Consider the following 26,327-nt stretch of genomic DNA (forward strand, 5'->3'; position numbering starts at 1 on the left):
GGCGGATCGATGTCAGCACCACAGGGATGGTACGACGCGGGAACGCCCGGCCAGCAGCGCTGGTGGGACGGCGTGCAGTGGACCGCACATGAGCGGGCGGCGCCGCCGACCACCCTGTCGATGGGCTGGTATCAGGTGCCGGGAACCCCGGACGTCCGCTGGTGGGACGGTGTGATGTGGACGCCGTATCGCGTCCGCAAGGGCAAGCCGCGGCCCGATGCCCTGGCGGTCGAGCCGCCGGTGGTGGGTCTGGTGTTCGGAATCGTGTTCCTCGTGCTCGCCATGCTGCAGTTGACTGCGGCGGTGATCTCGCAGAGCCCGGGCAGCTTCGCGCTTCCCGTGATCCTGATGTCGGTGGCCGTGATCTGGATCCTCGGCGCCGCGCACACGCGCGCCCTGCGCAGACTTCCCGCCCCGCAGTCGGCGCCGTTCGTCGACGCGTCCGTGCAGCCGTTGCCCGGCGAGGTCGACGGGCCGGATGCCGGGTGGTATCCGGTGACGGGGCAGGCCAGCCGCTGGTGGACAGGTTCTCGCTGGAGCTGGTACCTCGGGACGAAGTTCGGCCCACGCCCAGGGCACGCCGGGCCTCGCGGTTACCTCACGTCGATGATCGTCGGCTGGTGCGTCGCCGGCCTTGCGGTGATCGGTGCGGTGGTCGCGGTGGCCGGAAGCATCATGCAGCAGAACCTCGTCGCCGGGTTCCTGATCGCGTTCGGCATCGTCTTCGCCGTGCTCTTCGGCGGTTTGGGAGCATTCGTCCTGCTGCTGACGCGGTCGCGCCGCAACGCGCTGCTGCTTCCGACGACACCCCCGCCGCTGCGCTGAGGCAGACGCGCCGCGCCGATGGGGCGAGTCAGAGGTTGTCGGCGAAGCTCTGGATCAGGCGGGCCGCCGGCTCGGAGTCGCTGATCAGCGTGCCGTGGCCGTGATCGGGGATCACCTGCAGATCGGCCCCGGGGATCTCGTCGATGATCTCCTGGCACCAGCTCATGGGTGCGAGCGGGTCGTCTTCCCCTCTGAGCACCAGCACCGGCTGATCGATGCGCGCGAACGCCTTCTCGGGCTGGTGCACGATGGTCGCGCGGATCTTGCGGATGAGGTGCGGGCCGCCCCGGAGGTACTCCCTGGCGCCACGCCAGATCACCAGCGGCCGTTCGCCGACCAGGTCGGTGAGCAGGTAGCTCGCCTGCGCCGCGACGTTGCGGGCGGCTTTGTTGACGGTGGGGCCGGCGAGCACGACGCCCTCGACGAGCGCCGGATGCCGAGCGGCGAGCTCTGCGGCGATCTGGCTGCCCATCGAGTGGCCGATCACGACGACAGGACCCTCGCCGGCATGCCGGAGATAGGCGGCGACGAGGTCGGCATGGCGTTCCATGGTGAAGGTGCGCGCGGGTTCGGGTGCCTCACCGAACCCGGGCAGGTCGAGCGCGATGACCCGGCCCCGCAGTCGCTGGACGACATCGAGGTAGACGCTGCGACCCATGCCGATGCCGTGCAGCAGCAGGAACGTGCGGGGGCCCTCGCCGAAGGTCTCTGCGATGAGCGTCGCCCCTGCGTGCTCGAACTCGAGCAGGGTGACGGGGGTGCCCTTCGGGGCGAGGTAGCTGGAGACCACCCACCAACGCTAACCGAGTGAGCACACTGGGGCTAACCCGATTCCCCGCGTCGTATGCCGATGTGCGGCGAGCTGCGAGTGCGCGCCGTGCGAGGATGAAGGGTGTCCTCGCCCCACCCCGATCCAGATCAGATCGAGACGGGGGGCGAGACGGCCGCTCCGTTGAAGGGGTTCATCGCACGCGTCGCGGACGGATTGAGCGATCCGGTGCTGCGGGCTTTGGTCGCAGCGACCGCCGTGTCGCGCATCGGCCGTGGTGTCTTCCTCGCGGTCACCGTGCTGTTCTTCACGCAGATCATCGGTCTCTCGCCCGCCCAGGCCGCGGTGGTGCTCGCGGTGTCGAGCGGATGCGGTGTCGTGGGTTCGCTGCTCGGTGGCTGGCTCGCTGATCGGTGGAGCGCGCGACGCCTCGCGTTCGGCTTCGAGATGGCCGGCGGCGTGCTGCTCGCCGCCTATGCGTTCGTCGGAGATTTCCTCTCGGCGCTTCTGCTCGCCAGCCTCTCGGGCTTCTTCGACTCGCTCGGATACTCGGCCCGGTCGGCGATCATCGCGCGAGGGTTCGCACCGGACAGACGGGTGCACGCCCGAGCCGTGCTGCGCACCGTCACGAACCTCGCGATCGCGGCGGGCTCGGGCTTCGGCGCGGTAGCCCTCGCGCTGGGCACCCCCGAGGCCTACCGGGCCGTGATCGCCGGCGCGGGGGCCGTCTGCGCACTCGGCTCGCTCTCGCTCCTTCGCCTGACATCGGCGGTCGACGCGCCTGCACGCAGTCGGGTCACGACCTCGCTCACGGAGACGGGGTCCATCGACACGCAGGCGACGGCCGCGGCATCCGCCGAACGCAGGGACTGGAACCGTCGCTCGCCGTGGCGTGACCCGCGCTACCTGCTCCTGAGCGGCCTCTCGGCGATCTTCGGAATGCAGTTCGGGGTCGCTGAGCTCGGAGTGCCGCTCTGGATCAGCGAGTACACGAATGCCCCGGATGCCACGTTCGCGGTGCTCCTGATCGTCAACACCGCGCTGGTCGTGCTGTTCCAGGTGCGGGCCTCTCGCGGCACACACGACCTCCGGACCGCGGGAAGGGTGACGATGATCGCAGGGTGGCTCATGGTCGCGGCCTGCCTGATCTACGCGCTCGCCGCGGGCCTTCCGGCGTGGGCGGCGATCGTCATCCTCATCGTCGGCATGATCGCGCACACGTTCGCCGAGATCCTGTCGCAGGCAGGCGCGTGGGGACTCAGCTTCGAGCTCGCCGACCCGGTGCGGGCCGGTGCCTACCAGGGGGTGTTCGGCATGGGCTTCTCACTCGGAGCCCTCGCGTCGCCGATCGTGGTGAACGCCACCGCGATCACATTCGGATTCGCGGGCTGGGCGGTGCTGGCGGCGATCTTCCTCGCCGCCGCGGTGGGCATCTGGGCGATCGCACGCCGCGCAGCAGGATCCGCAGCGACCGCCGCGACCGCCTGACGCGCACTCCGACCCGTGGCCGTGCAGAGCTACCCGGCCGGCGTCAGCAGCAGGGTGTGCCGTGTCGCCGCGTCGACCGCCTTGTCGGAGAACGCCCACGGCTTCTGCGCACCGGCCACCCAGTCGGCGGTCTGATCGACGTAGTGCTCGTCGAACGCGTGACCCGATGCCCCGGTGAGGTGGATCCAGGTCGAGGCGTCGAGGTCTGCCAGGTCGACGACCATCCGCATCGACGGCACGGTGGTCGTGGCATAGGAGGCACCGAGCTCCCAGCCGGTCGCGTTGACCACCGATGCGCCGCCGCCGACGGCGTAGGGGCCGCGATTGAAGAGCATCTCGATCGGGGTGATGCCGGACGACCCGAGGGTGTCGCTCGTGAGGGTGATCGCGTGCAGATCGCCCCATCTCCACCCTGTGACCGCTTCGCCCTGCAGGGCCGAGAGCTCGTCGTATGCCTCTTCTGCCGACAGCGCCAGCATCTCGTCCATGCTCTCGACATCGATGGCCGCGTTCGTCCAGAGGGGGTCGGAGGGGTCGTCGAGCAGATCGGCGACGACGGTGAAGAGGCGACCCTGTCCGTCGATCGGCAGAGGCTGGTCGCGTTCGGCGAACAGGTTCTGCACGAGGTTCGACCAGAGCACGTTCGCGTAGGCGGCGGCAGGGGATGCCGCGTCGTTCTGCGCGTCCCACGAGCGCAGCAGGGCCACGGCATCCGCGGTTCCTGCGCCCTTCACCTCGACCTCGTCCATTGCGGAGGCGAGTCGCTTGCCGATCCACATCTCGCTGTCCATCTGGATCTCGCGCATGTCCTGAGCGGTGAGCGAGGCCGCGGCGGCTCGTCGTTCGATCAGGTGCGCGATGCGATCCGCGCGGTAGCCGTAGTCCCAGTCCCGCGAGAGGAAGTAGGGGTAGTCGTCGGTGACGATCGCGTTGTTCGCGGTCACGATGTAGCCGGACTCGGGGTTGTACGACACCGGAAGCTCGTCGAAGGGGATGAACCCGGTCCAGTCGTAGCTGCTGTCCCACCCGGGCTGCGGCATCCATCCGTCGCCGGCTCCTCGCACGGGCAGGCGTCCGGGTGTCTGGTAGCCGATGTTGCCCTCGACGTCTGCATAGATGAGGTTCTGTGCCGGCACATCGAACAGGGCCGCGGCCGAGCGGAACTCCTCGAAGTCCTGGGCGGATGACAGCGCGAAGATCGCCGTGGCGGCCGTGCCGGGGTCGAGCGCGGTCCAACGCAGACTGACTGCGTACTCGGAGGCATCGCCTGTGGGCGCCGCACCCGTGGCGCCTCCGCCGGAGAGGCCCGGCTCAGGGTCTTCGGCGATCGCGGTGAAGTCGTCTGTGAGACCCGAGATGATCGGTCCGTGCACGGTCGACCGGATCGTGAGGTCGATGTCGTCGCCTCCGGCCACCTTGATCGTCTCGGTGGTCTCCTCGATCGGCACCAGCGCCCCGTCGCGCCAGTACTGGTCGCCCTCGATCCGCTCGACATAGAGATCGGTGACATCGGTGGTCAGGTTGGTGAATCCCCAGGCGATCTGCTGGTTGTGGCCGATCACGATGCCGGGGAGTCCCGAGAACGAGAAGCCGCCCATGTCGAACGGGCATTCGTCGGTGACCTCGCTGCAGCGCAGCTGCACCTGGTACCAGACCGAGGGGAGCGATGCGCCCAGGTGCGGGTCGTTGGCGAGCAGCGGCATGCCGGTCTCTGTGAGGTCTCCGGACACCACCCAGGAATTCGACCCGATGCCCTCGCCGACGTCGCCGACGAGCAGGCTCGCGGCTTCGATCACGTCGGATGCTCCCTGCCACTCGATCGTCGTCGCGGCCTGCTGCATCTCGTCGTCGTTCGAGTCGGTCGTGAACGAGGCAGGCTCGGCACCGGTCTCGAGAGTCGGCGTCGAGATCTCAGGGACGATCACCGGGTGCTCGTCGAACGGATACGCGGGGTAGAGCTCATCGAGAGTCGTGGTGATCCCCGTCGCATCGGAGCTGTCCGAGAGCTGCGCGGCGAGCAGCGCTCGCTCGGACTCGTCCTCTATGTTGCCGCGGAGGTCCCAGGCCATCGCCTTCAACCACGCGACCGAATCGGCGGGCTCCCAGGGTTCGGGCGCGTATTCGGGGTTCTGTATTCCGAGAACGGCATATTCGAGCGACAGCTCGGCACCCGAACGTGACGAGAGGTAGGCGTTGACGCCGTCGGCGTAGGACTCGTAGTACCCGCGAGTGACGTCGTCCATCGCCTCGACCTCGGCCTCGGCGACCTTGCGCCAGCCGAGGGTGCGCAGAAAGGCGTCTGTTCCGGCCTGCGATTCGCCGAACATCTCGGCCACGCGCCCCGCCGTGACGTGTCGTCGGAAGTCCATCTCGAAGAAGCGGTCCTGCGCGTGCACGAATCCCTCGGCGTAGAAGAGGTCGTGCGACGAGTCGGCTGTGATGGTCGGGATGCCGCGGTCGTCGCGCTGCACCGTGACCTCGGACTGCAGGCCCTCGAGCGGCAGTGTGCCCTCGGTCTGCGCGAAGGACCGCTGGATGGTCCAGGTCACGAAGAAGGCGGCGGCGACAGCGATCACCACGACGGCGGCGACGACGAGGAAGACGATGCGGCCGATACGGGCACCCAGGGAAAGGCGCGACGCGTCGGCGATCTCGGTCGAATGGGTTGTCATCTTCGAGAACTCTTTCGGGTGGCATGGCGGAACTCAGTCCCAGAGAGTCCCAGAGTGCGTCTCAGGAGACGCTTCCGGAATACTACCCACAATGATGCTGCGGGCGGGGGGAGTTCTCGCCCCCCGCCCGCGGCGTCAGCCGATCAGACTCGGCTGCAGATCGCGCAGCGTGCGCCGGTGCGTCATGCGCGTCACCCCGATGGCGGCGAGCAGCAGCGCTCCGACGAGCCAGATCCCGAGCACGACGAGATCCCATCCTGCCCTGCCGAGGTTGCCTCCGTACATGAGCTGTCGCATGGCGTCGACCACGTAGCCGAGCGGCAGCACATGGTGCAGGGCAGCCAGCGGGGCGGGGAGCGTCTGCCAGGGGAAGGTGCCGCCCGCGGTGACGAGCTGCAGCACCATGAGCACGAGACCCAGGAACTGCCCGACGGAGCCGAGCCAGACGTTCAGCGTGAGGATGATCGCGGCGAACGTCGCCGACGCGAGGATCATCACGCCCAGCGTGCCTATGGGGTTGTTGAACGTGAAGCCCAGGGTGATCGCGAGGATGCCCATCAGGCCGACCATCTGCACCGCCCCCAGCATCGCCGGGGTCAGCCAGCCGGCCAGGGTCACCCGGATCGGGGAGTGCAGCGCGGTCACGGCACGACGCGAGACCGGCTTGACGATGAGGAACAGCGCGTAGATGCCGATCCAGGCCGACAGGGCGGCGAAGAACGGTGCGAGGCCTGCGCCGTAGTCCTCGGCCGACGCGACCTTGTCGCTCGAGACCTTAACGGGATCCGCGATGGTGTCGGCCTGCAGCGTGCGCAGATCGGGCGTCGAGACGGGGATCTGCGCGACGCCGTCCGAGAGCCCGTCGCGCAGCTCGGCGGTGCCCGACGCGAGGGTGCCGAGTCCATCGCGCAGTTGGGTCGCGCCGTCGTTCGCCGCCGCCGCGCCCGTGGCGACGGTCTGAGCGCCGCTGGCGACGGTCTGAGCGCCGCTGGCGAGCGTCTGCGAGCCGCTGGCGAGCTGCGAGGCGCCGGATGCCACCGACTCGGCTCCGGCGGCGAGCTGGTCGACCTTGTCGACCGCGTTCTGCACGGTCGAGTTGCCCTCCTGCAGCCGGGTCCCGAGCGGATCGAGGGTCGCGAGGACCCGATCGATCTGCTCCTGCGTCAGGCCCTGATCCGTGAGGACCGTCGCGATGTCCTGGCGTGCCTGGGGCAGAGCATCCGTCGCCTGCTGCACAGCCGACCCGGCGCGGTCGGCGACGTCGGCCAGCTGACGGTTGCCGTCACTGACCTGCTGAGCCCCCGACGCCAGAGTCGCCGCGCCACCGGCGAGCTGAGCCGCGCCGCCCGCCAGCTCCGACGTTCCGCCCGCGAGCTGAGAGGTGCCGGCGGCGAGCTGAGATGTGCCGTCGGCGAGCGTGGCGCTGCCGGTCGCCGCGGTGTTGGCGCCATCCGTGAGCTGGCTCGCCCCGTCGACAGCGGTGACGAGGTTGTCGCGCACCTCGCTGAGTCCGGTGAGCAGGCGCTCTGCGGCCTCGCTGCCGACCATCTCGGCCACCGAGCTGCGGATCTTCTCGACCGCCTGTGTGCCCATGGACGACGCGAGATAGTTGTTCGCGTCGTTGGTCTCGAGCTCGATGCGCGCCTGGTGCGGGTCGTCGCCCGCGGCCGAGGTCAACGCCGCAGAGAAGTCGTCGGGGATCGTGACCGTGAAGTCGACCGTGCCCTCGCGCAACGCGTCTGCGGCCTCACCGGAGGACATGCGCTGCCAGTCGAAGGCGTTGCCGTCGATGAGGTTCTCAGCGACGTCCTCGCCGTAGTTCACGGTCTCGCCGGTCGCGGCATCCGTCCCGGTGGTGGGTTCGGGGGCCCCGGCGTCGTCGACGACCAGCGCCACCGGCACCTCGGGGAACTTCGCATACGGGTCCTGGTTGGCCCAGAGATACAGGCCGCCGTAGAGGATCGGCACGCACACGAGCGCGATCAGGGCGATGATGCCCATCTTGCTCGCAGTGAGGCGCCGCAGCTCGGCGGCGATCATGGCGGGAACCTTCATCGCTCGCCTCCGTTCTGTTCGGTGTCTGTGTCGGTGTCAGTGTCGGTGTCGGTGGCGGGCGTGCCGTCGTGGTCGGCTTCGGGGGCCCCGCTCGGCGCGCCAGGGTCACCCTGGTCACCCTGGTCCGGAGAACCCAGAGCCTCTGGCGCGACCTCGGCGCGTTGGTCGTCGACACGCGGCGCTTCGAGCGGATCGTCTGGGCTTTCCGGCTGCGCGTCGGGAGTCGATTCGGCTGCGGATGCAGCGTCGGGAGTCGATGCGGATGCGGATGTGGATGCGGATGCGGATTCGGCCTCGTCGCCCGGCCGGTCGAGCACGAGGGGCTCGATCGGGCCGGAGGCGTTGATCGCCTCGAGCTCGTGCATGCGTTCGAGGGCGACCGCGGCGGATCCGCCGATGACGACGAGCATGGCGTAGCCGCGATCGGCGAACTCCGACGCGATGCGCCACCAGCCGTCCGGGCTGCCGCCGTGACGGTCGGGCGAGACGAGCACGATGCCTTCGGTGCCCTCGCGGAGGATCGCGAGTTCACAGAGGATGCGCACCCGTGCAGCCGGGTCGACGTTGCCGATCGGCACTCCGGCGAGCTCGCCGAATCCGAGCTGATTCAACCACCGACGAGCGTGCAGAGGAGTGGCGCCGACGCCGGCGAACATGAGCTCTTCGCCCACCACGCCGGAGAGGGCGATGTCGGCGTGGGGGTCGCTGACATCGGGGGCGTCCACGAGCGCGATGGTGCGGCGCAGCGCTCTGTTGTTCGAGTCGCCGTCGATCGTCACGCGCCCGGTGTCGGGCCGCATGCGTCCGCTGGCGATCAGGCCGAGCACGGTCGGGCGCTGTTCGGTCTCGGCGAGGGCGAAGCGCACCGCTCCGCTGTTGTATTCGAGGCTCGTCGTCGGCAGTGACTGCCCGCCGCGCCCTTTGCTCACCTCGTGCAGAGTGACTCTCATGCGCTGACCTCCTGAGATTCGACGATGTCGGGGTGCGCGCTCAGCAGCTCATCGGCCTCGCGCCAGGAGAGTCCGGCGATGCTGAGCAACGTGCGCACCGCGAGACCGGCGGCGCCGGTGCTGCTGGCATCCGTGCGCGAGACGACCGTGCGCGCGACCTCTTCGATGAGTCGGGCGAGCGTCGGGGCTGGGAGGTCTGTGCGGAAGCTGCCGTCCTCCTGCCCGCGACGCGCGAGGGCGGCGACGGTGCGACGGAGCGGGGCGAGGGCGTCGGCGGTGTGCTGAACGTGGGCCTCGTCGAGGGCGAGAGCCGCGGCGATCTGCACGTGCGCGGCCTCCTGCCAGAGACGGGCGGCGAGGCGGGCCAACGCGATGCGCGAGTCTCCGTCGGTCACGGACTCGGCGATCGCGTTGAAGCGCTGCGCTCCGACCGAGATCAGCTCGCGGATCAGAGCCTCGCGATCGTCGAAGTGGCCGTAGAGAGTGCGGCGGGAGAGCCCGGCGTTGCGTGCGATGACATCGATCGACGCGCGGGGGTCGGAGGCGAGAGTGGCGCGAGCCGCGTCGAGGATTCCGGCGCGGTTCTCGACGGAGTCGCGGCGGGGAGGACGGGTGGTCATGTGTCCATCGTAGTTAATGTGCACATGAGTGTGCAAGATAACTCGGAAGACTCACAGGGTCTGCGCCGAGCACCGAGCACCGATCTCCGGAGTTATGGAGCGGACACGGCGTGCACAGACAGAAAAGGGGGCGGATGCCGCAGCATCCGCCCCCTCCACAAGAACCGAGAGTGTCAGTCGAGCCCGGAGTCGAAGGCCGCGCCCTCGGATGCGTTGTCCACCGCATCCGCCAGGTTCTCGTCGACCTCTTCGACGGAACCCGTGATCTCGCCCGACTCGCCGGCCGTGACGCGTCCGACGAGCTCGCCCGTCGCGCCGCCGATGAGGCCGAGACCCGCGTACTGCTCGAGGCGCGAGCGCGAGTCGGCGATGTCGAGGTTGCGCATGGTCAGCTGTCCGATGCGGTCGACCGGGCCGAAGGCGGCATCGCCGACGCGCTCCATCGAGAGCTTCTCCGGTCCGTACGACAGGTTCGGCGAGGTGGTGTCGAGGATCGTCCAGTCGTCACCGCGGCGCAGGCGGATCGTGACGGTGCCCGAGATCGTGAGGCCGACCCAGCGCTGGATCGACTCGCGCAGCATGAGCGACTGCGGCTCGAGCCAGCGTCCCTCGTACATGAGGCGGCCGAGACGGCGACCCTGCTCGTGGTACGTCGCCAGGGTGTCTTCGTTCAGGATGCCGTTGACGAGGCGCTCGTAGGCGATGAAGAGCAGCGCCATGGCCGGAGCCTCGTAGATGCCGCGCGACTTCGCCTCGATGATGCGATTCTCGATCTGGTCGCTCATGCCCAGGCCGTGGCGTCCGCCGATGGTGTTCGCCTCCTGCACCAGCGCGACCGGATCGGTGTACTCGACGCCGTTGAGTGCGACGGGGCGGCCGGCTTCGAACGTGACGGAGACGTCCTCCGTCTCGATCGCGACCGAAGGGTCCCAGAACTTGACGCCCATGATGGGGTCGACGGTCTCGAGCGAGACGTCGAGGTGCTCGAGGGTCTTGGCCTCGTGGGTGGCACCCCAGATGTTGGCGTCGGTCGAGTACGCCTTCTCGACCGAATCGCGGTAGGGGAAGTCATGGGCGACGAGCCATTCGCTCATCTCCTTGCGGCCGCCGAGCTCGGTGACGAAGTCGGCGTCGAGCCAGGGCTTGTACACGCGCAGGCGCGGGTTGGCCAGCAGGCCGTAGCGGTAGAACCGCTCGATGTCGTTGCCCTTGTAGGTCGATCCGTCGCCCCAGATGTCGACGCCGTCTTCCTTCATGGCGCGCACGAGCAGCGTGCCGGTGACGGCGCGGCCGAGAGGAGTGGTGTTGAAGTACGTCCGCCCGCCCGAGCGGATGTGGAAGGCGCCGCACGACAGCGCGACCAGACCCTCTTCGACCAGAGCGGTCTTGCAGTCGACCAGGCGCGAGGCCTCGGCGCCGTACTCGAGCGCGCGGCCCGGGATCGACTCGATGTCGTCTTCGTCGTACTGTCCGAGATCACCGGTGTACGTGTAGGGGACGGCGCCCTTGTCGCGCATCCACGCGACGGCGACGGAGGTGTCGAGTCCTCCGGAGAAGGCGATGCCGACGCGCTCGCCGACGGGAAGTGACTGGAGGACCTTGGACATGCTTCCCAGTCTATCGGCGGCGTGTCGGCTGTTTCGGACGCGAGGAGAGTCAGTGCGCGACGGCGGCGTCCAGAGCCTCGGGCTCGGCGGCGAGCCGTTCGAGTTCGCGCCGCTGGTGCGCCGCGTATCCGCCGCCCCAGTCGGTCAGAGCCTGGACGAGCGGCATCGATCCCCGACCCAGGTCGCTCAGCCGGTATTCGACCTTGGGCGGGACCTGCCGGTAGACCGTGCGGATGAGCAGTCCGTCGTCCTCGAGCTCGCGCAGCTGACGGGTGAGCACGCGAGCGGTCGGCTCGTCGAGCAGCCGGCTGAGTTCGCCGAATCGCAGCACCTCATGCTCGCCGAGAAGGCTCAGGATGCTGGGCTTCCAGGCCCCGCCGAGCACTGCGATCGAGACCTCCGCGTCGCAGGCGTCGCCCCACTCCCGGACGATGCGCTCCGTCTTCTCCCTCATGGTCCGCCTTCCGTTCCCGTCCATAGTATCCACCTGGTCACTATGTACCCGGAATGACCGTACTTGTCTGAAGTGTACTCAGCCACAAGACTGAGGCGGTGACCTTCCCCACCCCCACGGCATCCGCCCGTCCGCGCGCGGCCCTGCATCCGTGGCTCGCGATGATCCCCCTGCTTCTCGGCATCCTGATCGGGGCGCTCGCGATCAGCAGCATGTCGACCGCGCTGCCCGCGATCCGCGGCGACCTCACGCTCAGTGACAGCGGCGCGCTGTGGCTCGTCGACATCTACGCGCTCTCGTTGGCGGCGACCCTCATCATCGCCGCCCGCATCGGCGACGCGTTCGGCCGCAAGCGGATCGTGCTCCTCGGCCTCGCCGGCTTCGCCGTGCTCAACCTGGTGGGCGGATTCGCGCAGGACGGGATGCTGCTGATCGTCGTGCGGGCGCTGCTCGGAGTGGCCGAGGCCTTCGTCGTCGCGGGCGTCGTCGCCACCATCGGGGCGCACTATCACGCACGGCAGCGGGTGCTGGCATACGGACTGTGGACCGCGACCTTCGGCGCGGGCAGCGCACTCGGCCCCGTGCTCGGCGGCCTCGTCACGGAGGGACCCGGGTGGCGCTGGCTGCTGCTGGGGAGTGTGCCGCTCGCGGTCGTCGCCTGTGTGCTCGCGATCTGGCTCGTGCCCGACTCCCGCAGCTCCCGGCGGCCGTCGTGGGACGTCCTCAGCATCGTGTCGTCGATCATCGCGCTCGGTGCCCTCGTCTTCGCCCTGCACGAGGTTCTCGCGGCTCCGGTACCCGCCACGATCGCCGGAGTGCTCGCGGTCGTGACGCTCGTGTTCTTCATCCGCCGCCAGCGGGCCCTCGCCGAACCCCTCATCGACATGAGGCTCTTCGGAGTGCCGGGGTTCAGTCCGGCGATCGTGCGCATCGTGGCGAGCGGTGGCGTGTCGACGGCATCCGTTCTCCTGGTGAGCCTGCACCTGCAGGATGCCAGAGGGTTCAGCGCGGCCGAAGCCGGAGTCGCCATCCTTCCGCAGGCGGTGGCGATCGCGCTCGGCGGGGTGCTCGCCCCACTGCTCCTGCGGTGGCTGAGCTCGCCGACGCTCACAGTGCTCGCTCTCGTGGTGCAGGGGGTGGGACTCGTCTGGCTGTCGACGGGGGTCGATCTCGTCGCGATCCCGCTCGTGCTCGTCGGTGTGGGCTTCGGGGTCGCGGCGACACTCGCCGCGACGACTCTCTTCGACGTGACGACAGAGGACGACGCCGGGCAGGTGGGGGCGATCCAAGAGGTCGGCTTCGCCCTCGGCGGCGGTCTCGGCATCGCCGTGCTCGGCACGATCGCCTCGATCGTCGGGTCTCGCGGTTTCGTCGTCGCCCTCCTCGTCGCGGCCGGGGCGGTCGTCGCCGCGGCGCTCCTCCCGCTGTGGCGGCGCACCCCTGACAACCCGGCGCACACCGCCCGCTGAAAGAAAGGCCATCCGTGTCAGCATCACGCCCGACCGTCCACTGGATCCATGCCCACCCGCAGGAGAACTCGTTCAACGCCCGACTGTTCCGCGACGGAGTCGAAGCGCTCTCGCGCGACCACGACGTCGAGATCACGGATCTCTACGCTCAGCGGTTCGACCCCGTTCTCGCGGCCCCGGACCTGGGCGAGCCCCTCGGCAGGGAGGGCAACGTCGTCGATCTCATGGGTGAGGCGTATGCCGCAGGGCAGCTGCCGCCGGATGTGACCGAGGAGCAGCGCAAGCTCGCGGCCGCCGATCTCGTCGTGCTCCAGTTTCCGCTGTGGTGGTACGGGCCGCCGGCGATCCTCAAGGGGTGGTTCGACCGCGTGTTCACGAACGGGTTCGCGTACGGCCCCGCGGATGCCGAGACCGGTCTTCCGCTGCGCTACGGCGAGGGCCCGCTCGCCGGCCGTCGGGCCCTCGTGATCGTCACGGCCGGGGAGGACGACCGCTCCATCGGAGAACGGGGCATCAGCGGTGATCTGGACTCGCTGATGTTCCCGCTCACCCACGGCACCCTCTGGTACACCGGCATCGAGCCGCTCGACCTTCATGTGGTCCACGATGCCGACGGTCTGGACTCGGGATCCATCGATCGCGAGAGCGCGCGTCTGGTCGAACGGCTCGCCGGAATCGGCGACGAATCACCGACCAGCCCGTATCGCAGGCTGCGCGACGGCGACTATCACGGCACCCGAGCGCTGCGAGCGGATCTGCTGCCCGGTCGCACCGACCTCGGCATCCATCGCGTGCCGATCGACTGAACGCGCGCCGCCTCTGCGGATTCCGTCGCGACGGTGGCAGAGTTGCCGTGAAGGAGGACGGCATGGGTGGAGCGATCCTGTGGGGCGTCGTCGCGGCGTCGCCCCTGATCATCGGCGCCGCGCTCGCCCTGCTGCGCACCTGGCCGCCGCGGTGGCTGGGCATCGTGCTGGGCTTCGGCGCCGGAGCGCTGATGGCATCCATCGCGTTCGAGCTGTGGGAAGAGGGCCTGGATCTCGCCGGTCCCATTCCGCTCGTCATCGGCGTCGCGGCCGGAGCACTGGCCTACTTCCTCGCCGACCGGATCCTCGATGCGCGAGCCGCGAAGTCGAAGGACCAGGGTGCGGGAGCGCCCCTCGCGCTCGGCGCACTGCTCGACGGCATCCCTGAGCAGCTGGTGCTCGGCATCGGCCTGGCATCCGGTGAACCGGTGAGCATCGCCCTCGTCGTGGCGATCGTGGTCTCGAACCTCCCCGAGTCCATCGGGTCTGCCGCCGACCTGCTGAAGGGCGGCATGGCCAAGCCGCGCGTGCTGCTTCTCTGGGCCGGCATCTCGGTGATCTGCGCCCTCGCGACAGTCGCGGGCTTCGGGCTGGCGAGCGCCACCGGCGACGAGTTCCGTGCAGGCGCGAGCGGCTTCGCGGCCGGCGCCCTGCTTGTGATGCTGGTGGACTCGATGGTGCCCGACGCACAGCAGAAGGCGAAGCAGGTGACGGGGCTCGCGACCGTGCTGGGCTTCGCGCTCGCCGCGGGTCTCTCGCTCGCGAGCTAGCGCAGGAGATCGCCGCTCACTCGGTGCCGCCGCGTTCGAGAACGCGGCGGGCGGCGTGCACCATCGCTGCGTCGACGAAGGTGCCGTCCTCCAACGCGAACGCACCGGTGCCGTCTGCGGCGGCCGAGCGCACGCGCTCGATGACATCCCGGGCGGCGGCGATCTCGCCAGCATCGGGCGTGAAGGCACGACGGATCACCGGGACCTGGCGGGGATGCACCGCGGTCCGCCCGCCGAAGCCGAGAGCGCGACCTGCGCGGCAGCTCGCCTCCAGTCCGTCGAGATCGGCGACGTCGGCATACACGGCCATCATCGGCGCCGGCAACCCCGCCGCTGCGGCGGCGTTCACCACTCGGCTGCGCGACCAGGCGAGACCTGCCTCGCCGGCAGGACCGGCCGGCACGCCGAGCTCGGCCCGCAGATCGGCCTCGCCGGTCGCGATCGACCTCACACCCGAGGAGGCGATCTCGAACGCCCTCTCGATCGACAGAGCGGACTCGAGCAGCGCGTGGATATCGCGCGCAGGCAGGGCGCGGCGTATCGCCGCCACATCGTCGGCAGAACCGGTCTTCGGCAGCCTCACTCCGAAGGACACGGGGAGGGCGGCGATCGCCGCCAGGTCGGCATCATGAAAGGGCGAGCCGAGTGCGTTCACCCGCACCTGCACCACGGGGGCGCCCTCGCCGAAGGCAACCCATGCACGAGCGAACTCGAGCAGAGCGGCGCGCGCGACGCTCTTACGTGAGGCCGCGACAGCGTCCTCGAGGTCGACGACGACGGCGTCGGCGCCTGCTCGCAGCGCCTTCTCGAATCTCTCCGGCCGGTCGGCCGGGGCGTACAGCGCGGTGATGATCGGCCTGCTCATCGGATGCTCCCGTCGTCGCGCAGCGCAGCGAGGTCTGCGTCCGAGTAGCCGAGCTCACGCAGCACGGCATCCGTGTCCGCTCCATGGGATCGGCCGGTGAACGCGATCGTCGCATCCTCTCGGGACAATCGGAACAGCGGCCCCTGCATGGCCATGTCGCCGAGGTCGTCGTCGTGAATCCGGTGGATGGTCCCCAGGGCGTTGAACTGCGGGTCTGAGACGATGTCCGACGGATCGTAGATCGGCGCGACCGCCGCCTCTGCGGCCTCGAACGCTGCGACGACCTCATCGCGCGTGTGCCGGGCGATCCAACCGCCGACTGCGTCGTCGAGGACGTCGGCGTGCTCGGCGCGGGCGGCGCCGGTGGCGAACCATTCCTCATCGGCGAGCTCGGCGCGGCCTACCAGGGTGACGACCCGCTCGGCGATGGACTGGGCGCTCGTCGAGACGGCCACCCACGATCCGTCGACGGTGCGATAGGCGTTGCGTGGGGCGTTGTTCACCGAGCGATTCCCGGTGCGGGGCTGCACGGTGCCGAGCTGGTCCCAGCGAGTGATCTGCGGACCCAGCATCGCGAGGATGGGTTCGATGATCGCGACATCCACCTCCTGCCCGACTCCCGTCCGGTCGCGGGAATGCAGAGCGACCATGATGGCGTAGGCGGTGGCGAGGGAGGCGACCCCGTCGGCGAGACCGAACGGCGGCAGGGTCGGTGGTCCGTCGGGCTCGCCCGTCGAGGAGGCGAAGCCGCTCATCGCCTCGGCCAGCGTGCCGAATCCGGGCCGGCGGCGGTAGGGTCCGATCTGCCCGAACCCGGTGACCCTGGCGAGCACGAGACCCGGGTTCTCGGCCGAGAGCTCGGCGTACCCCAGGCCCCAGCCTTCCAGGGTGCCCGGCCGGAAGTTCTCGATCACCACATCGGCGTTCCGGGCGAGCCGCAGAAAAGCATCGCGCCCACCGTCTGTGTGCAGGTCGATCGCGACGGTTCGCTTGTTGCGTCCCAAGGTCTTCCACCAGAGATTCTGGCCGTCTTTGCTCGGGCCGTGACCGCGGGCAGGGTCGGGCCGCGTCGGGTGCTCGACCTTGATGACGTCCGCGCCCATGTCGCCCAGATGCATCGCGGCCATCGGGCCGGCGAAGAGGGTCGACGCGTCCACGACCCTCACATCCTGAAGCGGGCTCATGTCTTCTCCTCCCAGCAGATGCGGAAGCCGATCGACGGCGAGGCGTCGTGGCCGAGACCGGGCAGCAGTAGCTTGGCGCTGAACTCGGGCGGCCTCACGCCGCCGTCGAAGTACCAGTCGGACCCTTCGCTGCGGTGGTCGCTGCCTCCCTTCAGCATCACGAACCGAGTGCGCCCGTCGGAGTGCTCCGATTCCGTCCAGTTCCAGACCGCCGGAGCACGTCTGAGGAAACCGGGCATCGCAGCCGCGAGCTGCCATTCGTTCTCGGTGGGAAGGCGTCCGCCGGCCCACGCCGCGTAGTCGCGGGCGCGTGCGAGAGTGACGTCGGCGACCGGGCGTTCCCGGTCTTCTCCTCGAGGGATCTCCCCGATCGCGTCGAGGAAGCGGGCGTACTCCGCCTCGCTCACCTCGGCGACCGCGACCCGCACCGCGTGCTCGAGCGACACCGTACGCTCGAGCGTCCGCTGGTCGTGCAGGCGTGGGGGGAGGGGCTTCCACTCGCCGACGTAGGGTGCGCCGTCGTACATCCCGGTCTCCCGCATCCGGAAGCGCACGGTGAGAGTGTGCTCGCCAGCGGGTACCACGACCGAGCCGAGACCGGCAGGACCTTCCGACTTCGCAGGGCCGTTCCAGGCCGGAGCGGCCAGTCGCAGCGCCCGTCGGTGCGGGAACGAAGCGTCGGACTCGGCGGCCACGTCGACGAGTGCGGATCGGACGCCGGCGACCTCCTCCGAGGGGATGCTGTCGGCGCGCGACTGCACGGCTGCGGCGACTCCTCCTGCGGGCACGACGATGCGCTCGACGGTGTCTCCCGCGTGCAGCGGCGTCCACCCGTCTCCCGTCGGGCGGAACGCAGCATCGTCTGCTGACGTGTTGGCGAGAAGGAGCAGCGTGCCGTCGTCTGTCTCGAACGTCGATCCGACGATCGGCCCGTCGACGACCGCGAGCGGCGTCCATTCGCCCTGCGTGAGCCAGCGGTGCAGTCCGCGTTGCACAGGCAGCATCCGCCGCAGTGTCGCGGCATCACGATCGTTCCAACCGACCCAGGAGCCGAACACCACCTCCCACACCATGACCCCGACTCCGTTGAGCCAGGCTGATCGGAGTTCGGCCGAGTGGTCGCGATGCCAGCGGCGGATGTGGTGCTGCATGTGCCGGCGCTCGAACCAGTGTGCCCGAAGGACTCCCGGCATCTCGGAGTCGGCGAACCACTGTGCCCACGAGAGGGTGTGATCGGCGATTCGCTCGGTGGCGAGTTTCGATTCGCCCTCGAGACCGATGCCGGGACGGGCCGCGTCGAGCTCGGCCACGAGATCGGGGTCGGCCTTCTTGAGCGTGTCGAGGAAGACGCCGTCCGCGCCGAGGCGGCGCACCGTCGCGGCGAGTTCCGCCGGGTCATCGCCGGCACGCCTGGTGCCTGTGTCCCAGGGGTTGTAATCGAGGAAGACGGCGACCCCGGCGGCGCGCAGAACGGCTGCGGCGTCTGCCAGGCCGGGCACGTCGTAGAAGTCCCACTGGTTGCGGTCGTCGATCCCGATCACCGGGTAGGCATGCCAGAGCACGATTCCGTCGAGTCCGCCGAAGCGGAGCCGCGCGTCGTCGAGGAAGCGCTGCGGTATGAACCGCTGGGTGTCGAAATTGAAGAACAGCTCGTCCCACAACCAGACCTGTGCCACGGTGAAGCAGCTGCTCGCCCAGTGCGACGCCGGGTCGTCGTACCGGACGGGTTCTCCGTGGCGGCGTCTGGCACCGTCGCGCCACGCGGTGAGCTGAGCGCGCCACTGCGCGATGTCGGCCGGATCCGACGGGGCCGCGAAGATCTTTGCGTCGTCGAGGGTCGTCGCCGCGTCTCCGTCGACGAGGTCGATGTGAAGCGGAACCTCCGTGGGGAGGTCGAGCGTTCGCGGCTGCAGCGGGTCGAATCCACCGCTCATGCGTTCGCTCCTGTGAGAAGTGCCGCGACCTCGGTGATGCTGGGCACGGCCTCCTGGGCCCCGAGTCGCGTGACCGCCAGAGCGGCCGCAGCCGCGCCCACGCGCGCCGCGTCGGTCAGCAGGGCGAGGTCAATGCTCTCCGGGGTGCGGTCGGAGGCGGCGAGAGCCGCGGCGAACGCGCCGCAGAACGTATCCCCCGCGCCCGTCGTGTCGACGGCCTCGGCAGGGAAGGCGGGCACTTCGGCGTGCTGTCCGCCGCAGAAGACCAGCGATCCGGCGCGGCCGAGTGTGATGACGAGTGCCCGCACGCGGGGGACGAGAGCAGCGACAGCCGAGTCGAGGTCAGCGGCGCGGGCCACGTCGAGAGCTTCGTGTTCGTTGACGATGAGGACATCGGCGATCGCCAGCAGGTCGGTGTCCGCGGCGACGAGCGGCGCCGACGGCGCGGCATTGAGCAGAAGCCAGCAGTCGGCGGCCTTGGCGGCTGCCGTCTGCTGCACGAGAGTGACCGGGATCTCGAGCTGCGTGAGGATCACCCGGGCGTGCGAGACCACGGAGCGCTGCACCTCGGTCAGGCGGGTGAGTGCGGCATTCGCGCCGGGCACGACGACGATCGCGTTCTCGGCACGGGTGTCGACGGAGATCAGGGCGACTCCGCTGGGCCCGTCGACCCGGGCGAGACCCGAGACGTCGATGCCGTCAGCGACGAGCGCGCTGCGCAGTGCGTCGCCATCCGCGTCGGATCCGACTGCACCGACGAAGGCGACCTCCGCCCCGCCCGCCCGGCGAGCGGCCACCGCCTGGTTCGCGCCCTTGCCTCCCCCCGAGCGCAGCAGCGTCGAACCGAGCACCGTCTCGCCCGGGGCCGGGATCCGATCGACGTGGGCGACCACATCCTGGTTGATGCTCCCGACGATGACGACGCTCATGACCCTGCTCCCGAGAGGCGCAGGGTGCGTTCGGCGAGTTCGCGGATCGATCGCTCGGCGCCGCCCGGCATCGAGGTCGCGATCCGATCGTGCAGCGGTGCGGTCCACGCCGCATCGATCCGGTCTGCTCCGATGAAACCGCCCACCACCGAGCCGACTGTCGCCCCGACCGAATCGGTGTCCCAGCCGCCGGCCACGGCGTAGGCGATGGCGGAGTCGAAATCGTCTCCATAGGCCTGCAGTGCGCACGCGGCGAGTGCGGCGTTGTTGAGGGTGTGCACCCAGTGCATCCCGGCGAACTCGGTGTGGAGACGATCGAGTGCTGCCGCGGAGTTCAGCGCGCCGTCGGCGAGTTCACGGCCCACCGTGCGTCCGACTCGCACGGCGCGTGCGAGTCGAGAGGCGGGTGGCACCACGGTGTCGGCGGCGTCCAGTACCTCGTCGACGGTCGTGCTCACGAGCGATGCCGAGCAGAGCGCGGCGGCCCACATCTCGCCGTAGATCCCGTTGCGCGTGTGGCTGAGGCGGGCATCGATCCATGCCGAGGCCGCAGCGGCCAGCACATCGCCCGGGTGCGCCCAGCCGTGCACGTCGGCGCGGATCAGCGCGCCGATCCATTCGCGGAAGGGATTGTGATGCGTCGCCGTCTCAGGCACGGGTCTGGCATCGAGGATGTTGCGATACGCGGCGCGTTCGGCGGTGAAGACCCGACCGGCCGGCAGCGCTGCGAGCCATGACTGAGCGACGTGGTCGGTCGTCAGGCCCGCACCGTGCGCCTCGAGCAGATCGAGGGCGAGGATGGGGAAGTTGAGGTCATCGTCCTCCGGCATCCCGTCGATGTTCTCGCGCAGGGAGGTCGGCGCCGACCGACGGTTCCACGGCCAGCGCTCGGCCGTCTCCGCCGGTAGTCCGACGGCGGTGAAGTAACGGCGGATGGGCCAGTTGTCGGTAGCCCGCGCGATCTGCTCGATGCCTTCGCGGGGGATCTTCTCGACGGGCTTGCCGAGCAGGCAGCCGGCTGCACGGCCGAGCCACGCGCCGTGCATCCGGTCGAGTGAGACGTGCGCTGCTGCAGTGCGCGCTGCGGGCTCGATCAACGCGGCGATCGTCGTCCAGTCGTCCGGTTCTTCGGTGCTCGCCCCCTGCAGGTGCTGCAGTTCGTCGAGCACGACACGGGCGAGGGCTCGCACGGCCGCGGGTGCGGGAATGTCGCTCGCCCCCGACGGAACGAGCACTGTCGAGCCCCCTCCGTCGGTCCAGCGCCGCTCTATCAGCGCCAGGTCGCGCTCGGCCACGCCCTGTTCGCGCAGAGCTGCGAACTCCGCCGGCACGAGGTCCTCCGGCTGCGCCCAGGTGAGCCTCACGCCGCACCCTCTCGGTCGAGCAGGCCAGCCACAGTGATCGCACGGCTGGTCGCGCGGTCGGCATCCGCGCTGATCACCTCTCGCACGACCTCGGTCATGGTCGAGACGACGCCGTCGAGGTCGAGCCGACTCGCCGTCGTCACCCCGTCGACCCATTCAGGGGGAACCCCGTCGGCGCCGTGCAGTCCGCCGCAGATCGCGCCGGCCATGGTGGCGATCGAGTCGGAGTCGCGACCGTAGTTGACGGCATCGAGGACCGCCTCTCTCAGGTCTCCGTCGCGGGCGACGACGAATCCGAGTGCGACGGGGAGCTCCTCGATCGACTTCGTCCGAGAGGGCAGCCGTGCATCCATCGCCGGGGCGCGGTAGTGCTCGCCGACCGTGTCGAACGGGGCGACAGCGTCGCGGACCACCCGAGCGAGCTCGCGCGGGTCCTGGGGCGCGCCCGACTCGAGCAGCGAATCCACTGCATCGAAGACGGCGCGGATCGCAGCGGCAGTGCCGTCATGGGCGACATCGAGCACGGCGGTGCGCACGTCGGCCACCGTCGCCCCGGGGGCGGCCGATGCGGCGACGGCCGCAGCGAACACACCGGCCGCCTCACGGCCATACGACGACTGGTGGGCCCCGGCGATGTCGATCGCCTCGGCGTACGCCCCGCCCGGGTCGCCGATGTGAACGAGTCCCACCGGAGCCATGTACATCGTCGCGCCGCAGTTGACGATGTTGCCGACGCCCGCTTCGCGAGGGTCGGCGTGACCGTAGTGGAGCTTCGCCACGATCCACTTCTCCGCGAGGAACACGCGCTGCAGGATGAGCGCATCGTCTTCGAGTTCGGGCACCCACCGGCGTTCGCCGATCATGAGCGGCACGAGATCGGAGGCGACGTCGTAGGCGTCGAGATGGCGGCGCCGCTTCGCATAGACCTCCACGAGCGCATGCGTCATGAGGGTGTCATCCGTCACGTGGCCATCGCCCTTGTGGTACGGAGCGATCGGGCGTGCGGTCTTCCAGTCGGCGAGGAACGGCCCGACGATGCCTTCGACTCGGCCGCCGTGACGCTCCTCGATCTGCTCGGGAGTCCATCCTTCCGTCGCTCCGCCCAACGCGTCTCCCACTGCGGCGCCTGCGAGCACCCCGGCCACTCGATCCTGCAACACGAACATTCCCACTCCTTCTTGCGTCGTTCTGTCGATGACGGACGGGGGCGACCGGTCGGGTCGCCCCCGAGCATCATCAGCCGGCGATGTCCGCCCAGCCGTCGGTCAGCTGGGTCGAGAGCTGCTCGCTGGTGATCTGATCGGCCAGGTACTGCTGGAAGGCGGGAGTGGCGATCGTGTCCTTCCACTCCGTGTACTTGTCGACACTGAGGAACGGAGGTCCGACGAGTCCGTCTCCGGAGGCGAGCACCTGCGTCCAGGCCGGGTTGTCTGCCGCGAGCTTCTCGACCTCTGTCCGGGCTGAGCCCGATGACGGGATGAGCGCGTCGGCGTAGGCGATCGATGCGAGGTTGTCGGCACCCATGAAGAAGTTGAGGAAGTCGGCCGACTCCTCGACGTGCTCCGAGTCGACGTTCACCGAGTACGTCTGCGGGTTCGCCGCCTGGATGGCGCCCTCGGAGCCCTCGAGCGGGGGCAGGGCGACCCAGTTGAATCCCTCGGGGGCGTCGTTGGCGATGTTCGTCGCCTGGAATGACCCCTGCACCGTCATCGCGACCTTGCCGCCGTAGAACGAGGCGAGCACGTCGGAACCCGACTGGGTGAGCGAGGTCGGCTGGATCGACTTGTCGGTGTATGCCATCTCGTGGATCAGCTCCGGTACGGCGAGCTCGTTCTCGCCGATCTCGATCGACGCGTCGGTGCCCTCGCCGGAGAAGTATCCGCCGTCGAACCCGAGTCCGAGGCTCATCATCGTCGCGGTCGGCGAGGCGAGGCCCCAGCCGAGACCGTAGGTGTCGCCCGCAGTGGTCGCCTTCGCGATCTCCTGCATCTCCTCCCACGTCATGGTGTCGCCGCTGGGGATGTCGATCCCCGCCGCCTCGAGCAGGTCGGCGTTGGCGAACACCATGTACGACTGCAGTGTCGACGGGTATGCGACGATCTGACCGTCGTGGGTGACCGACTCCCAGATGCCCTCGGAGATGTCCGACTTCAGGTCCTCATCGATGTAGTCGGTGAGGTCGGCCAGGTAGCCGTCCGCTGCGAAGGACACGATGGAGCTGGCCTCGTAGTGGATGATGTCTGGCGCGGTGCCGCCGGTGAACTGCGTGATGAGCTTGTCGAAGGTGCCGTCCCAGCCCGCCTGCACGATCTCGACCTGAACGTCTTCGTTCTCGGAATTCCACTCGTCGACGATCGATTTCACGGCCGCCTGGGTTGCCGGCTGATCCGACAGCGACTGGAACTGCAGCGTGACTGCGCCGTCTTCGCCTTCGGATCCGTTGCTCGCGCTGCCCTGCTGACAACCGCTCAGGGAGAGGATGGCGACGCCTGCGAAAGCGATGGCGCCGATGCCTCGGATGCTGTTCATGTTGCTCGCCTTTCTTGGTGTTCTTGGTGTTCTTGGTGTTCTCGGTATTGCCGGGTGGGCGTGGTTCAGCCCTTGACGGCACCGGCGAGCATGCCGCCGGTGAGTTTCTTCTGCAGGATGCTGAAGATGATGAGCGACGGGATCGTCGCGAGGATCGCACCGGCCGCCAACGGGCCGAGCTGGGTCTGTCCTTCGGCCCCGAGGAACGACCGCAGCGCGATCGGAAGCGTGTAGAGCTCGGGGCTCTGGAGCAGCACGAGAGCGAGGAAGAACTCGTTCCACGCCGAGACGAAGGTGAACATCGCGGTCGCCACGAGGCCGGGTGCGAGAAGGGGCAGGATGATCGTGCGGAGGATCGTGACCCTCGATGCCCCGTCCATCTCGCCGGCTTCCTCGAGCTCCGGGGGGATCGCGGCGACGTAGCCCTGGAGCATCCAGAGAGTGAACGGAAGCGTGAAGGTGACGTACACGAGGATCAGCCCGAACAGGGTGTCGTTCAAGTTGATGGACCTCAGCACGAGGAACAGCGGGATGATGATGAGGATCGATGGGAACACCTGGCTGGTCAGGATCCACACGGTTCCCGTCGCCCTGAGCCGGCCCTTCAACCTGGCGAGCGCATAGGCCATGGGCATCGACAGCAGCACCGTGATCACCATCGTCGCGATCGAGACGAGCAGCGAGTTTGCGGCCGCCGGGAGCAGGTTCTGGCGTTCGAGAGCCGACGCGTAGTTGCTGAAGTCCCACTCGGCGGGCAGCAGGTTGACGGCGAGCGAGTTCAGCTCACCCGACGACTTGAACGACGCGGACAGCAGCCAGAGCAGTGGGAATCCGAGGAAGAGGAGGAAGGCCGCGAGGGCCACGTACATCAGCACCGTCGCGTACCAGGGTCGCCGAGTGGTCATGAGCGCGCCCCCTTCGTCTGGCGGAACTGATTGACGAGGTACAGCGACAGGATCAACATGATGGCGATCACCAGGACATCGCCCATCGCCGATGCGTATCCGATCTCCCGGTTGCGGAAGGCCTCGAGGTACGTGAACAGCGGCGGGATCATGGTGCGGCCGCCGGGTCCGCCCTCGGTGAGCACGTAGATGAGCCCGAAGGAGTTGAACTGCCAGATGAAGTCGAGGGCCGTGACCGCGATGATGACCGGGCGCAGCGCCGGCAGCGTGATGTGCCAGAAGCGACGCAGCGCTCCTGCGCCGTCGACGGCCGCCGCCTCATGCTGCTCTGCAGAGATCGACTGCATTCCGGCGAGCAGCAGCACGGTGGTCTGCGGGATGCCCGCCCATACTCCCACCACGATGACGGCGGGCAGAGCGGTGGAGAAGTCGCCGAGCCAGTTCACTCCCGGAATCCCGACGGCCTCGAGTGCGCCGTTCAGGGGCCCTGAGTTCGGGTTGTAGATCATGCGCCACACGATGGCGATCACCACAGGCGGCATGGCCCACGGGATGAGGGCGAGGACCCGAGTGAGCCCTTTGAGCCTCAGATCGCTGTTGAGCAGCAGCGCGAGTCCCATCGCGCACACCAGCGTCAGGACGGCGACCGAGCCTGCCCATACGATGCCGATGCCGAACGATCCCCAGAACCGGTGATCGCTGAGCAACTCGATGAAATTGCCCAGCCCGATGAAGTTGATCTCCGCGTTGCGCTTGAGAGTCGCATCCGTGAAGCCGAGGGCCACGCCGCTGACGAGCGGGATGACGGAGAAGATGATGATCGGAAGAAGAGCGGGGATGACCAGGGCGATGGCCTCGCGGCGCTGAGCGCGGGTGCGATGGCCGATCTTCTTGGCGGGCGCCGATGCGGCGCTGCCAGTGACGGTGTCGGTGCTCATCCGAAGGCCCTCTCGTCATCGTGCGCGTCGCTCGCGGGCGCGTCGTCGGTGCGCGAGCCGAGGCTCGTGCGTCTGAGTGCGCGAGAGGATCCGCGGACGACGAGCGAGGGGGCGACCGTCACCGTATGCGCCGCTCTCGAGGGCTCCGCGATTCGGGCGAGGAGGAGTTCGGCCGCGACGCGTCCGCGCTCCTCAGCGCCGAGGTCCACGCTCGTGAGGCCCGGGCGAACGACGCCAGCGAGCTCGGTGTTGTCTATACCGGTGATCGCGATGTCACCGGGGACGGTGAGCCCGAGATCTTCTGCGGCGCGGAGTGCGCCGATGCCGATCAGGTCGTTCGCGGCGACGATGGCATCCGGTCGTCGCTCTCCGTCGAGCACGGTGCGGGCGGCGGAGTAGCCGGCGGCGATCGTGAAGTCGGGGATGCTGATGCTGCGGGTGGCCACCTGAGGGTGCGCGGCCGATGCTGCGGCAAAGCCGTCGCGTCGGAACGCTCCCGGCGTCGTGTCGGTGGGGCCGTTGAGGAATGCGATGTCTTCGCGCCCCTCGGCGATCAGGTGGTCGACGACCAGGCGCATCGCGGTGATGGAGTCGGCGCGGACCGTGTCGAGCGGGGTGCCGTCGGGCAGACGTCCGAGCACGACGACGGGCACGGGAGTGGCGGCGAGGGCGGAGAGGAGCTCGTCGGTGACCCGGAGAGGCGAGAGGATCATCCCGTCGACGTAGCCGCGCCCGAGGTCGCGCACCACGTCGAGAGACGACGACGCCGTGCCGGTCGACGAGAGCACCAAGCGGTACTCAGACGAGGAGATCACACGTTCGATCGCGCTCATCATCTCGACGTACACGGGGTTGCCGATATCGGCCACCGCGTAGGCGAGCTGGTTCGTACGACCCAGCTTGAGGGATCGCGCCGTCGCGTCGGCGACATAGCCGAGTTCGGCGGCGGCCTCCTGCACCTTGGCGACGGTCTCGGCGCTCGCGATCATCCCGTTCAGTGCACGGGAGGCTGACGCCACGGAGACACCGGCATGGGCGGCGACCTGCGTGATGGTGACTCGAGCCAAAGCGCTCTCCCTTGAGTGCTGTAAACGTTTCCAACGAACTACATCACGATCTCACCGGGCGCCTTCGCTGTCAAGCGCCCGGTCGGAATCCGTGCGTGAAGGACGATCGGTTCGACCAGCGGCGCGT

General features: G+C 69.0%; 22 protein-coding genes. 5 read left to right on the plus strand and 17 right to left on the minus strand.

Annotated elements, in window-relative coordinates; all coding sequences use genetic code 11:
• Nucleotides 1-9: 9 nt before the first annotated feature.
• On the plus strand, nt 10-825 hold the full coding sequence (locus tag ACZ0AA_RS14070) for a DUF2510 domain-containing protein (RefSeq protein WP_400863251.1): 816 nt from the start codon (nt 10-12) through the stop codon (nt 823-825).
• A gap of 28 nt (nt 826-853) precedes the next feature.
• Here the strand turns inward: ACZ0AA_RS14070 and ACZ0AA_RS14075 are convergent, their stop codons facing one another.
• Nucleotides 854-1,615 (minus strand): alpha/beta fold hydrolase, encoded by a 762-nt coding sequence (locus ACZ0AA_RS14075; protein WP_463513290.1) that lies wholly within the window; start codon nt 1,613-1,615, stop codon nt 854-856.
• A 102-nt stretch (nt 1,616-1,717) separates the two neighbouring features.
• Between ACZ0AA_RS14075 and ACZ0AA_RS14080 the strand changes: the two genes are divergently transcribed.
• Complete coding sequence (locus ACZ0AA_RS14080; RefSeq protein WP_463513291.1) at nt 1,718-3,082, plus strand: MFS transporter; 1,365 nt, start codon at nt 1,718-1,720, stop codon at nt 3,080-3,082.
• Between the two features lie 29 nt (nt 3,083-3,111).
• Here the strand turns inward: ACZ0AA_RS14080 and ACZ0AA_RS14085 are convergent, their stop codons facing one another.
• The 6 genes from ACZ0AA_RS14085 to ACZ0AA_RS14110 all read right to left on the minus strand — a co-directional run bounded on the left by ACZ0AA_RS14085 (nt 3,112) and on the right by ACZ0AA_RS14110 (nt 11,440).
• On the minus strand, nt 3,112-5,754 hold the full coding sequence (locus ACZ0AA_RS14085) for a penicillin acylase family protein (protein WP_463513292.1): 2,643 nt from the start codon (nt 5,752-5,754) through the stop codon (nt 3,112-3,114).
• A gap of 135 nt (nt 5,755-5,889) precedes the next feature.
• On the minus strand, nt 5,890-7,809 hold the full coding sequence (locus tag ACZ0AA_RS14090; RefSeq protein ID WP_463513293.1) for a YhgE/Pip family protein: 1,920 nt from the start codon (nt 7,807-7,809) through the stop codon (nt 5,890-5,892).
• On the minus strand, nt 7,806-8,759 hold the full coding sequence (locus ACZ0AA_RS14095) for a hypothetical protein (RefSeq protein ID WP_463513294.1): 954 nt from the start codon (nt 8,757-8,759) through the stop codon (nt 7,806-7,808). The genes ACZ0AA_RS14090 and ACZ0AA_RS14095 overlap by 4 nt, the downstream gene beginning before the upstream one ends.
• Nucleotides 8,756-9,379: a TetR/AcrR family transcriptional regulator gene (locus tag ACZ0AA_RS14100; RefSeq protein ID WP_400863242.1), complete on the minus strand. Its 624-nt coding sequence runs from the start codon at nt 9,377-9,379 to the stop codon at nt 8,756-8,758. Before ACZ0AA_RS14100 ends, ACZ0AA_RS14095 begins: the two co-directional genes overlap by 4 nt.
• A 173-nt stretch (nt 9,380-9,552) precedes the next feature.
• A complete protein-coding gene (argG, locus tag ACZ0AA_RS14105; RefSeq protein WP_400863240.1) occupies nt 9,553-10,986 on the minus strand; it encodes an argininosuccinate synthase in 1,434 nt (477 codons plus the stop codon).
• A 49-nt stretch (nt 10,987-11,035) separates the two neighbouring features.
• Nucleotides 11,036-11,440, minus strand: coding sequence for a winged helix-turn-helix transcriptional regulator (locus ACZ0AA_RS14110; RefSeq protein WP_400863238.1), 405 nt, complete (start codon nt 11,438-11,440; stop codon nt 11,036-11,038).
• A gap of 98 nt (nt 11,441-11,538) precedes the next feature.
• Here ACZ0AA_RS14110 and ACZ0AA_RS14115 point away from each other — a divergent pair, with 98 nt between their 5' ends.
• From ACZ0AA_RS14115 to ACZ0AA_RS14125, 3 genes are all read left to right on the plus strand, one after another.
• The gene (locus ACZ0AA_RS14115; RefSeq protein ID WP_400863237.1) at nt 11,539-12,909 is read left to right on the plus strand and encodes an MFS transporter; all 1,371 of its coding nucleotides are present in this window, start codon (nt 11,539-11,541) and stop codon (nt 12,907-12,909) included.
• A gap of 14 nt (nt 12,910-12,923) precedes the next feature.
• The gene (locus ACZ0AA_RS14120) at nt 12,924-13,715 is read left to right on the plus strand and encodes an NAD(P)H-dependent oxidoreductase (protein WP_400863236.1); all 792 of its coding nucleotides are present in this window, start codon (nt 12,924-12,926) and stop codon (nt 13,713-13,715) included.
• Nucleotides 13,716-13,777: 62 nt separating this feature from the next.
• Nucleotides 13,778-14,485 carry a ZIP family metal transporter gene (locus ACZ0AA_RS14125; RefSeq protein ID WP_400863235.1) on the plus strand — a complete coding sequence of 236 codons (708 nt, stop codon included), beginning with the start codon at nt 13,778-13,780 and terminating at the stop codon, nt 14,483-14,485.
• A gap of 16 nt (nt 14,486-14,501) precedes the next feature.
• Here ACZ0AA_RS14125 and ACZ0AA_RS14130 read toward each other — a convergent pair whose 3' ends face one another.
• The 10 genes from ACZ0AA_RS14130 to ACZ0AA_RS14175 form a co-directional block, all read right to left on the minus strand.
• Nucleotides 14,502-15,350 carry an HpcH/HpaI aldolase/citrate lyase family protein gene (locus ACZ0AA_RS14130; protein WP_400863234.1) on the minus strand — a complete coding sequence of 283 codons (849 nt, stop codon included), beginning with the start codon at nt 15,348-15,350 and terminating at the stop codon, nt 14,502-14,504.
• Nucleotides 15,347-16,534: a CaiB/BaiF CoA transferase family protein gene (locus ACZ0AA_RS14135; RefSeq protein ID WP_400863232.1), complete on the minus strand. Its 1,188-nt coding sequence runs from the start codon at nt 16,532-16,534 to the stop codon at nt 15,347-15,349. Before ACZ0AA_RS14135 ends, ACZ0AA_RS14130 begins: the two co-directional genes overlap by 4 nt.
• Nucleotides 16,531-18,468 carry an SUMF1/EgtB/PvdO family nonheme iron enzyme gene (locus ACZ0AA_RS14140; protein ID WP_463513295.1) on the minus strand — a complete coding sequence of 646 codons (1,938 nt, stop codon included), beginning with the start codon at nt 18,466-18,468 and terminating at the stop codon, nt 16,531-16,533. The genes ACZ0AA_RS14135 and ACZ0AA_RS14140 overlap by 4 nt, the downstream gene beginning before the upstream one ends.
• On the minus strand, nt 18,465-19,397 hold the full coding sequence (locus ACZ0AA_RS14145; RefSeq protein WP_400863229.1) for a ribokinase: 933 nt from the start codon (nt 19,395-19,397) through the stop codon (nt 18,465-18,467). The genes ACZ0AA_RS14140 and ACZ0AA_RS14145 overlap by 4 nt, the downstream gene beginning before the upstream one ends.
• Nucleotides 19,394-20,761 carry an ADP-ribosylglycohydrolase family protein gene (locus ACZ0AA_RS14150; protein ID WP_400863228.1) on the minus strand — a complete coding sequence of 456 codons (1,368 nt, stop codon included), beginning with the start codon at nt 20,759-20,761 and terminating at the stop codon, nt 19,394-19,396. The genes ACZ0AA_RS14145 and ACZ0AA_RS14150 overlap by 4 nt, the downstream gene beginning before the upstream one ends.
• Nucleotides 20,758-21,927 carry an ADP-ribosylglycohydrolase family protein gene (locus ACZ0AA_RS14155; RefSeq protein WP_400863226.1) on the minus strand — a complete coding sequence of 390 codons (1,170 nt, stop codon included), beginning with the start codon at nt 21,925-21,927 and terminating at the stop codon, nt 20,758-20,760. Before ACZ0AA_RS14155 ends, ACZ0AA_RS14150 begins: the two co-directional genes overlap by 4 nt.
• A gap of 70 nt (nt 21,928-21,997) precedes the next feature.
• On the minus strand, nt 21,998-23,290 hold the full coding sequence (locus ACZ0AA_RS14160; RefSeq protein ID WP_400863225.1) for an ABC transporter substrate-binding protein: 1,293 nt from the start codon (nt 23,288-23,290) through the stop codon (nt 21,998-22,000).
• A gap of 65 nt (nt 23,291-23,355) precedes the next feature.
• Entirely contained in the window at nt 23,356-24,195 is an 840-nt protein-coding gene (locus ACZ0AA_RS14165) for a carbohydrate ABC transporter permease (protein ID WP_400863223.1), read from the minus strand.
• Nucleotides 24,192-25,133 carry a carbohydrate ABC transporter permease gene (locus ACZ0AA_RS14170; RefSeq protein ID WP_400863220.1) on the minus strand — a complete coding sequence of 314 codons (942 nt, stop codon included), beginning with the start codon at nt 25,131-25,133 and terminating at the stop codon, nt 24,192-24,194. The genes ACZ0AA_RS14165 and ACZ0AA_RS14170 overlap by 4 nt, the downstream gene beginning before the upstream one ends.
• Complete coding sequence (locus tag ACZ0AA_RS14175; RefSeq protein ID WP_400863218.1) at nt 25,130-26,200, minus strand: LacI family DNA-binding transcriptional regulator; 1,071 nt, start codon at nt 26,198-26,200, stop codon at nt 25,130-25,132. The genes ACZ0AA_RS14170 and ACZ0AA_RS14175 overlap by 4 nt, the downstream gene beginning before the upstream one ends.
• Between the last annotated feature and the right edge of the window lie 127 nt (nt 26,201-26,327).

The organism is Microbacterium sp. AC035 (assembly GCF_979258485.1).

What these genes read in the sequence shown, in the direction of transcription:
- argG (WP_400863240.1), bottom strand. Translation starts at nt 10,986, where the DNA reads ATGTCCAAGGTCCTCCAGTCACTTCCCGTCGGCGAGCGCGTCGGCATC.
- ACZ0AA_RS14155 (WP_400863226.1), bottom strand. Translation starts at nt 21,927, where the DNA reads ATGTTCGTGTTGCAGGATCGAGTGGCCGGGGTGCTCGCAGGCGCCGCA.
- ACZ0AA_RS14125 (WP_400863235.1), top strand. Translation starts at nt 13,778, where the DNA reads ATGGGTGGAGCGATCCTGTGGGGCGTCGTCGCGGCGTCGCCCCTGATC.
- ACZ0AA_RS14085 (WP_463513292.1), bottom strand. Translation starts at nt 5,754, where the DNA reads ATGACAACCCATTCGACCGAGATCGCCGACGCGTCGCGCCTTTCCCTG.
- ACZ0AA_RS14090 (WP_463513293.1), bottom strand. Translation starts at nt 7,809, where the DNA reads ATGAAGGTTCCCGCCATGATCGCCGCCGAGCTGCGGCGCCTCACTGCG.
- ACZ0AA_RS14145 (WP_400863229.1), bottom strand. Translation starts at nt 19,397, where the DNA reads ATGAGCGTCGTCATCGTCGGGAGCATCAACCAGGATGTGGTCGCCCAC.
- ACZ0AA_RS14100 (WP_400863242.1), bottom strand. Translation starts at nt 9,379, where the DNA reads ATGACCACCCGTCCTCCCCGCCGCGACTCCGTCGAGAACCGCGCCGGA.
- ACZ0AA_RS14070 (WP_400863251.1), top strand. Translation starts at nt 10, where the DNA reads ATGTCAGCACCACAGGGATGGTACGACGCGGGAACGCCCGGCCAGCAG.
- ACZ0AA_RS14110 (WP_400863238.1), bottom strand. Translation starts at nt 11,440, where the DNA reads ATGAGGGAGAAGACGGAGCGCATCGTCCGGGAGTGGGGCGACGCCTGC.
- ACZ0AA_RS14095 (WP_463513294.1), bottom strand. Translation starts at nt 8,759, where the DNA reads ATGAGAGTCACTCTGCACGAGGTGAGCAAAGGGCGCGGCGGGCAGTCA.
- ACZ0AA_RS14165 (WP_400863223.1), bottom strand. Translation starts at nt 24,195, where the DNA reads ATGACCACTCGGCGACCCTGGTACGCGACGGTGCTGATGTACGTGGCC.
- ACZ0AA_RS14135 (WP_400863232.1), bottom strand. Translation starts at nt 16,534, where the DNA reads ATGAGCCCGCTTCAGGATGTGAGGGTCGTGGACGCGTCGACCCTCTTC.
- ACZ0AA_RS14130 (WP_400863234.1), bottom strand. Translation starts at nt 15,350, where the DNA reads ATGAGCAGGCCGATCATCACCGCGCTGTACGCCCCGGCCGACCGGCCG.
- ACZ0AA_RS14160 (WP_400863225.1), bottom strand. Translation starts at nt 23,290, where the DNA reads ATGAACAGCATCCGAGGCATCGGCGCCATCGCTTTCGCAGGCGTCGCC.
- ACZ0AA_RS14140 (WP_463513295.1), bottom strand. Translation starts at nt 18,468, where the DNA reads ATGAGCGGTGGATTCGACCCGCTGCAGCCGCGAACGCTCGACCTCCCC.
- ACZ0AA_RS14170 (WP_400863220.1), bottom strand. Translation starts at nt 25,133, where the DNA reads ATGAGCACCGACACCGTCACTGGCAGCGCCGCATCGGCGCCCGCCAAG.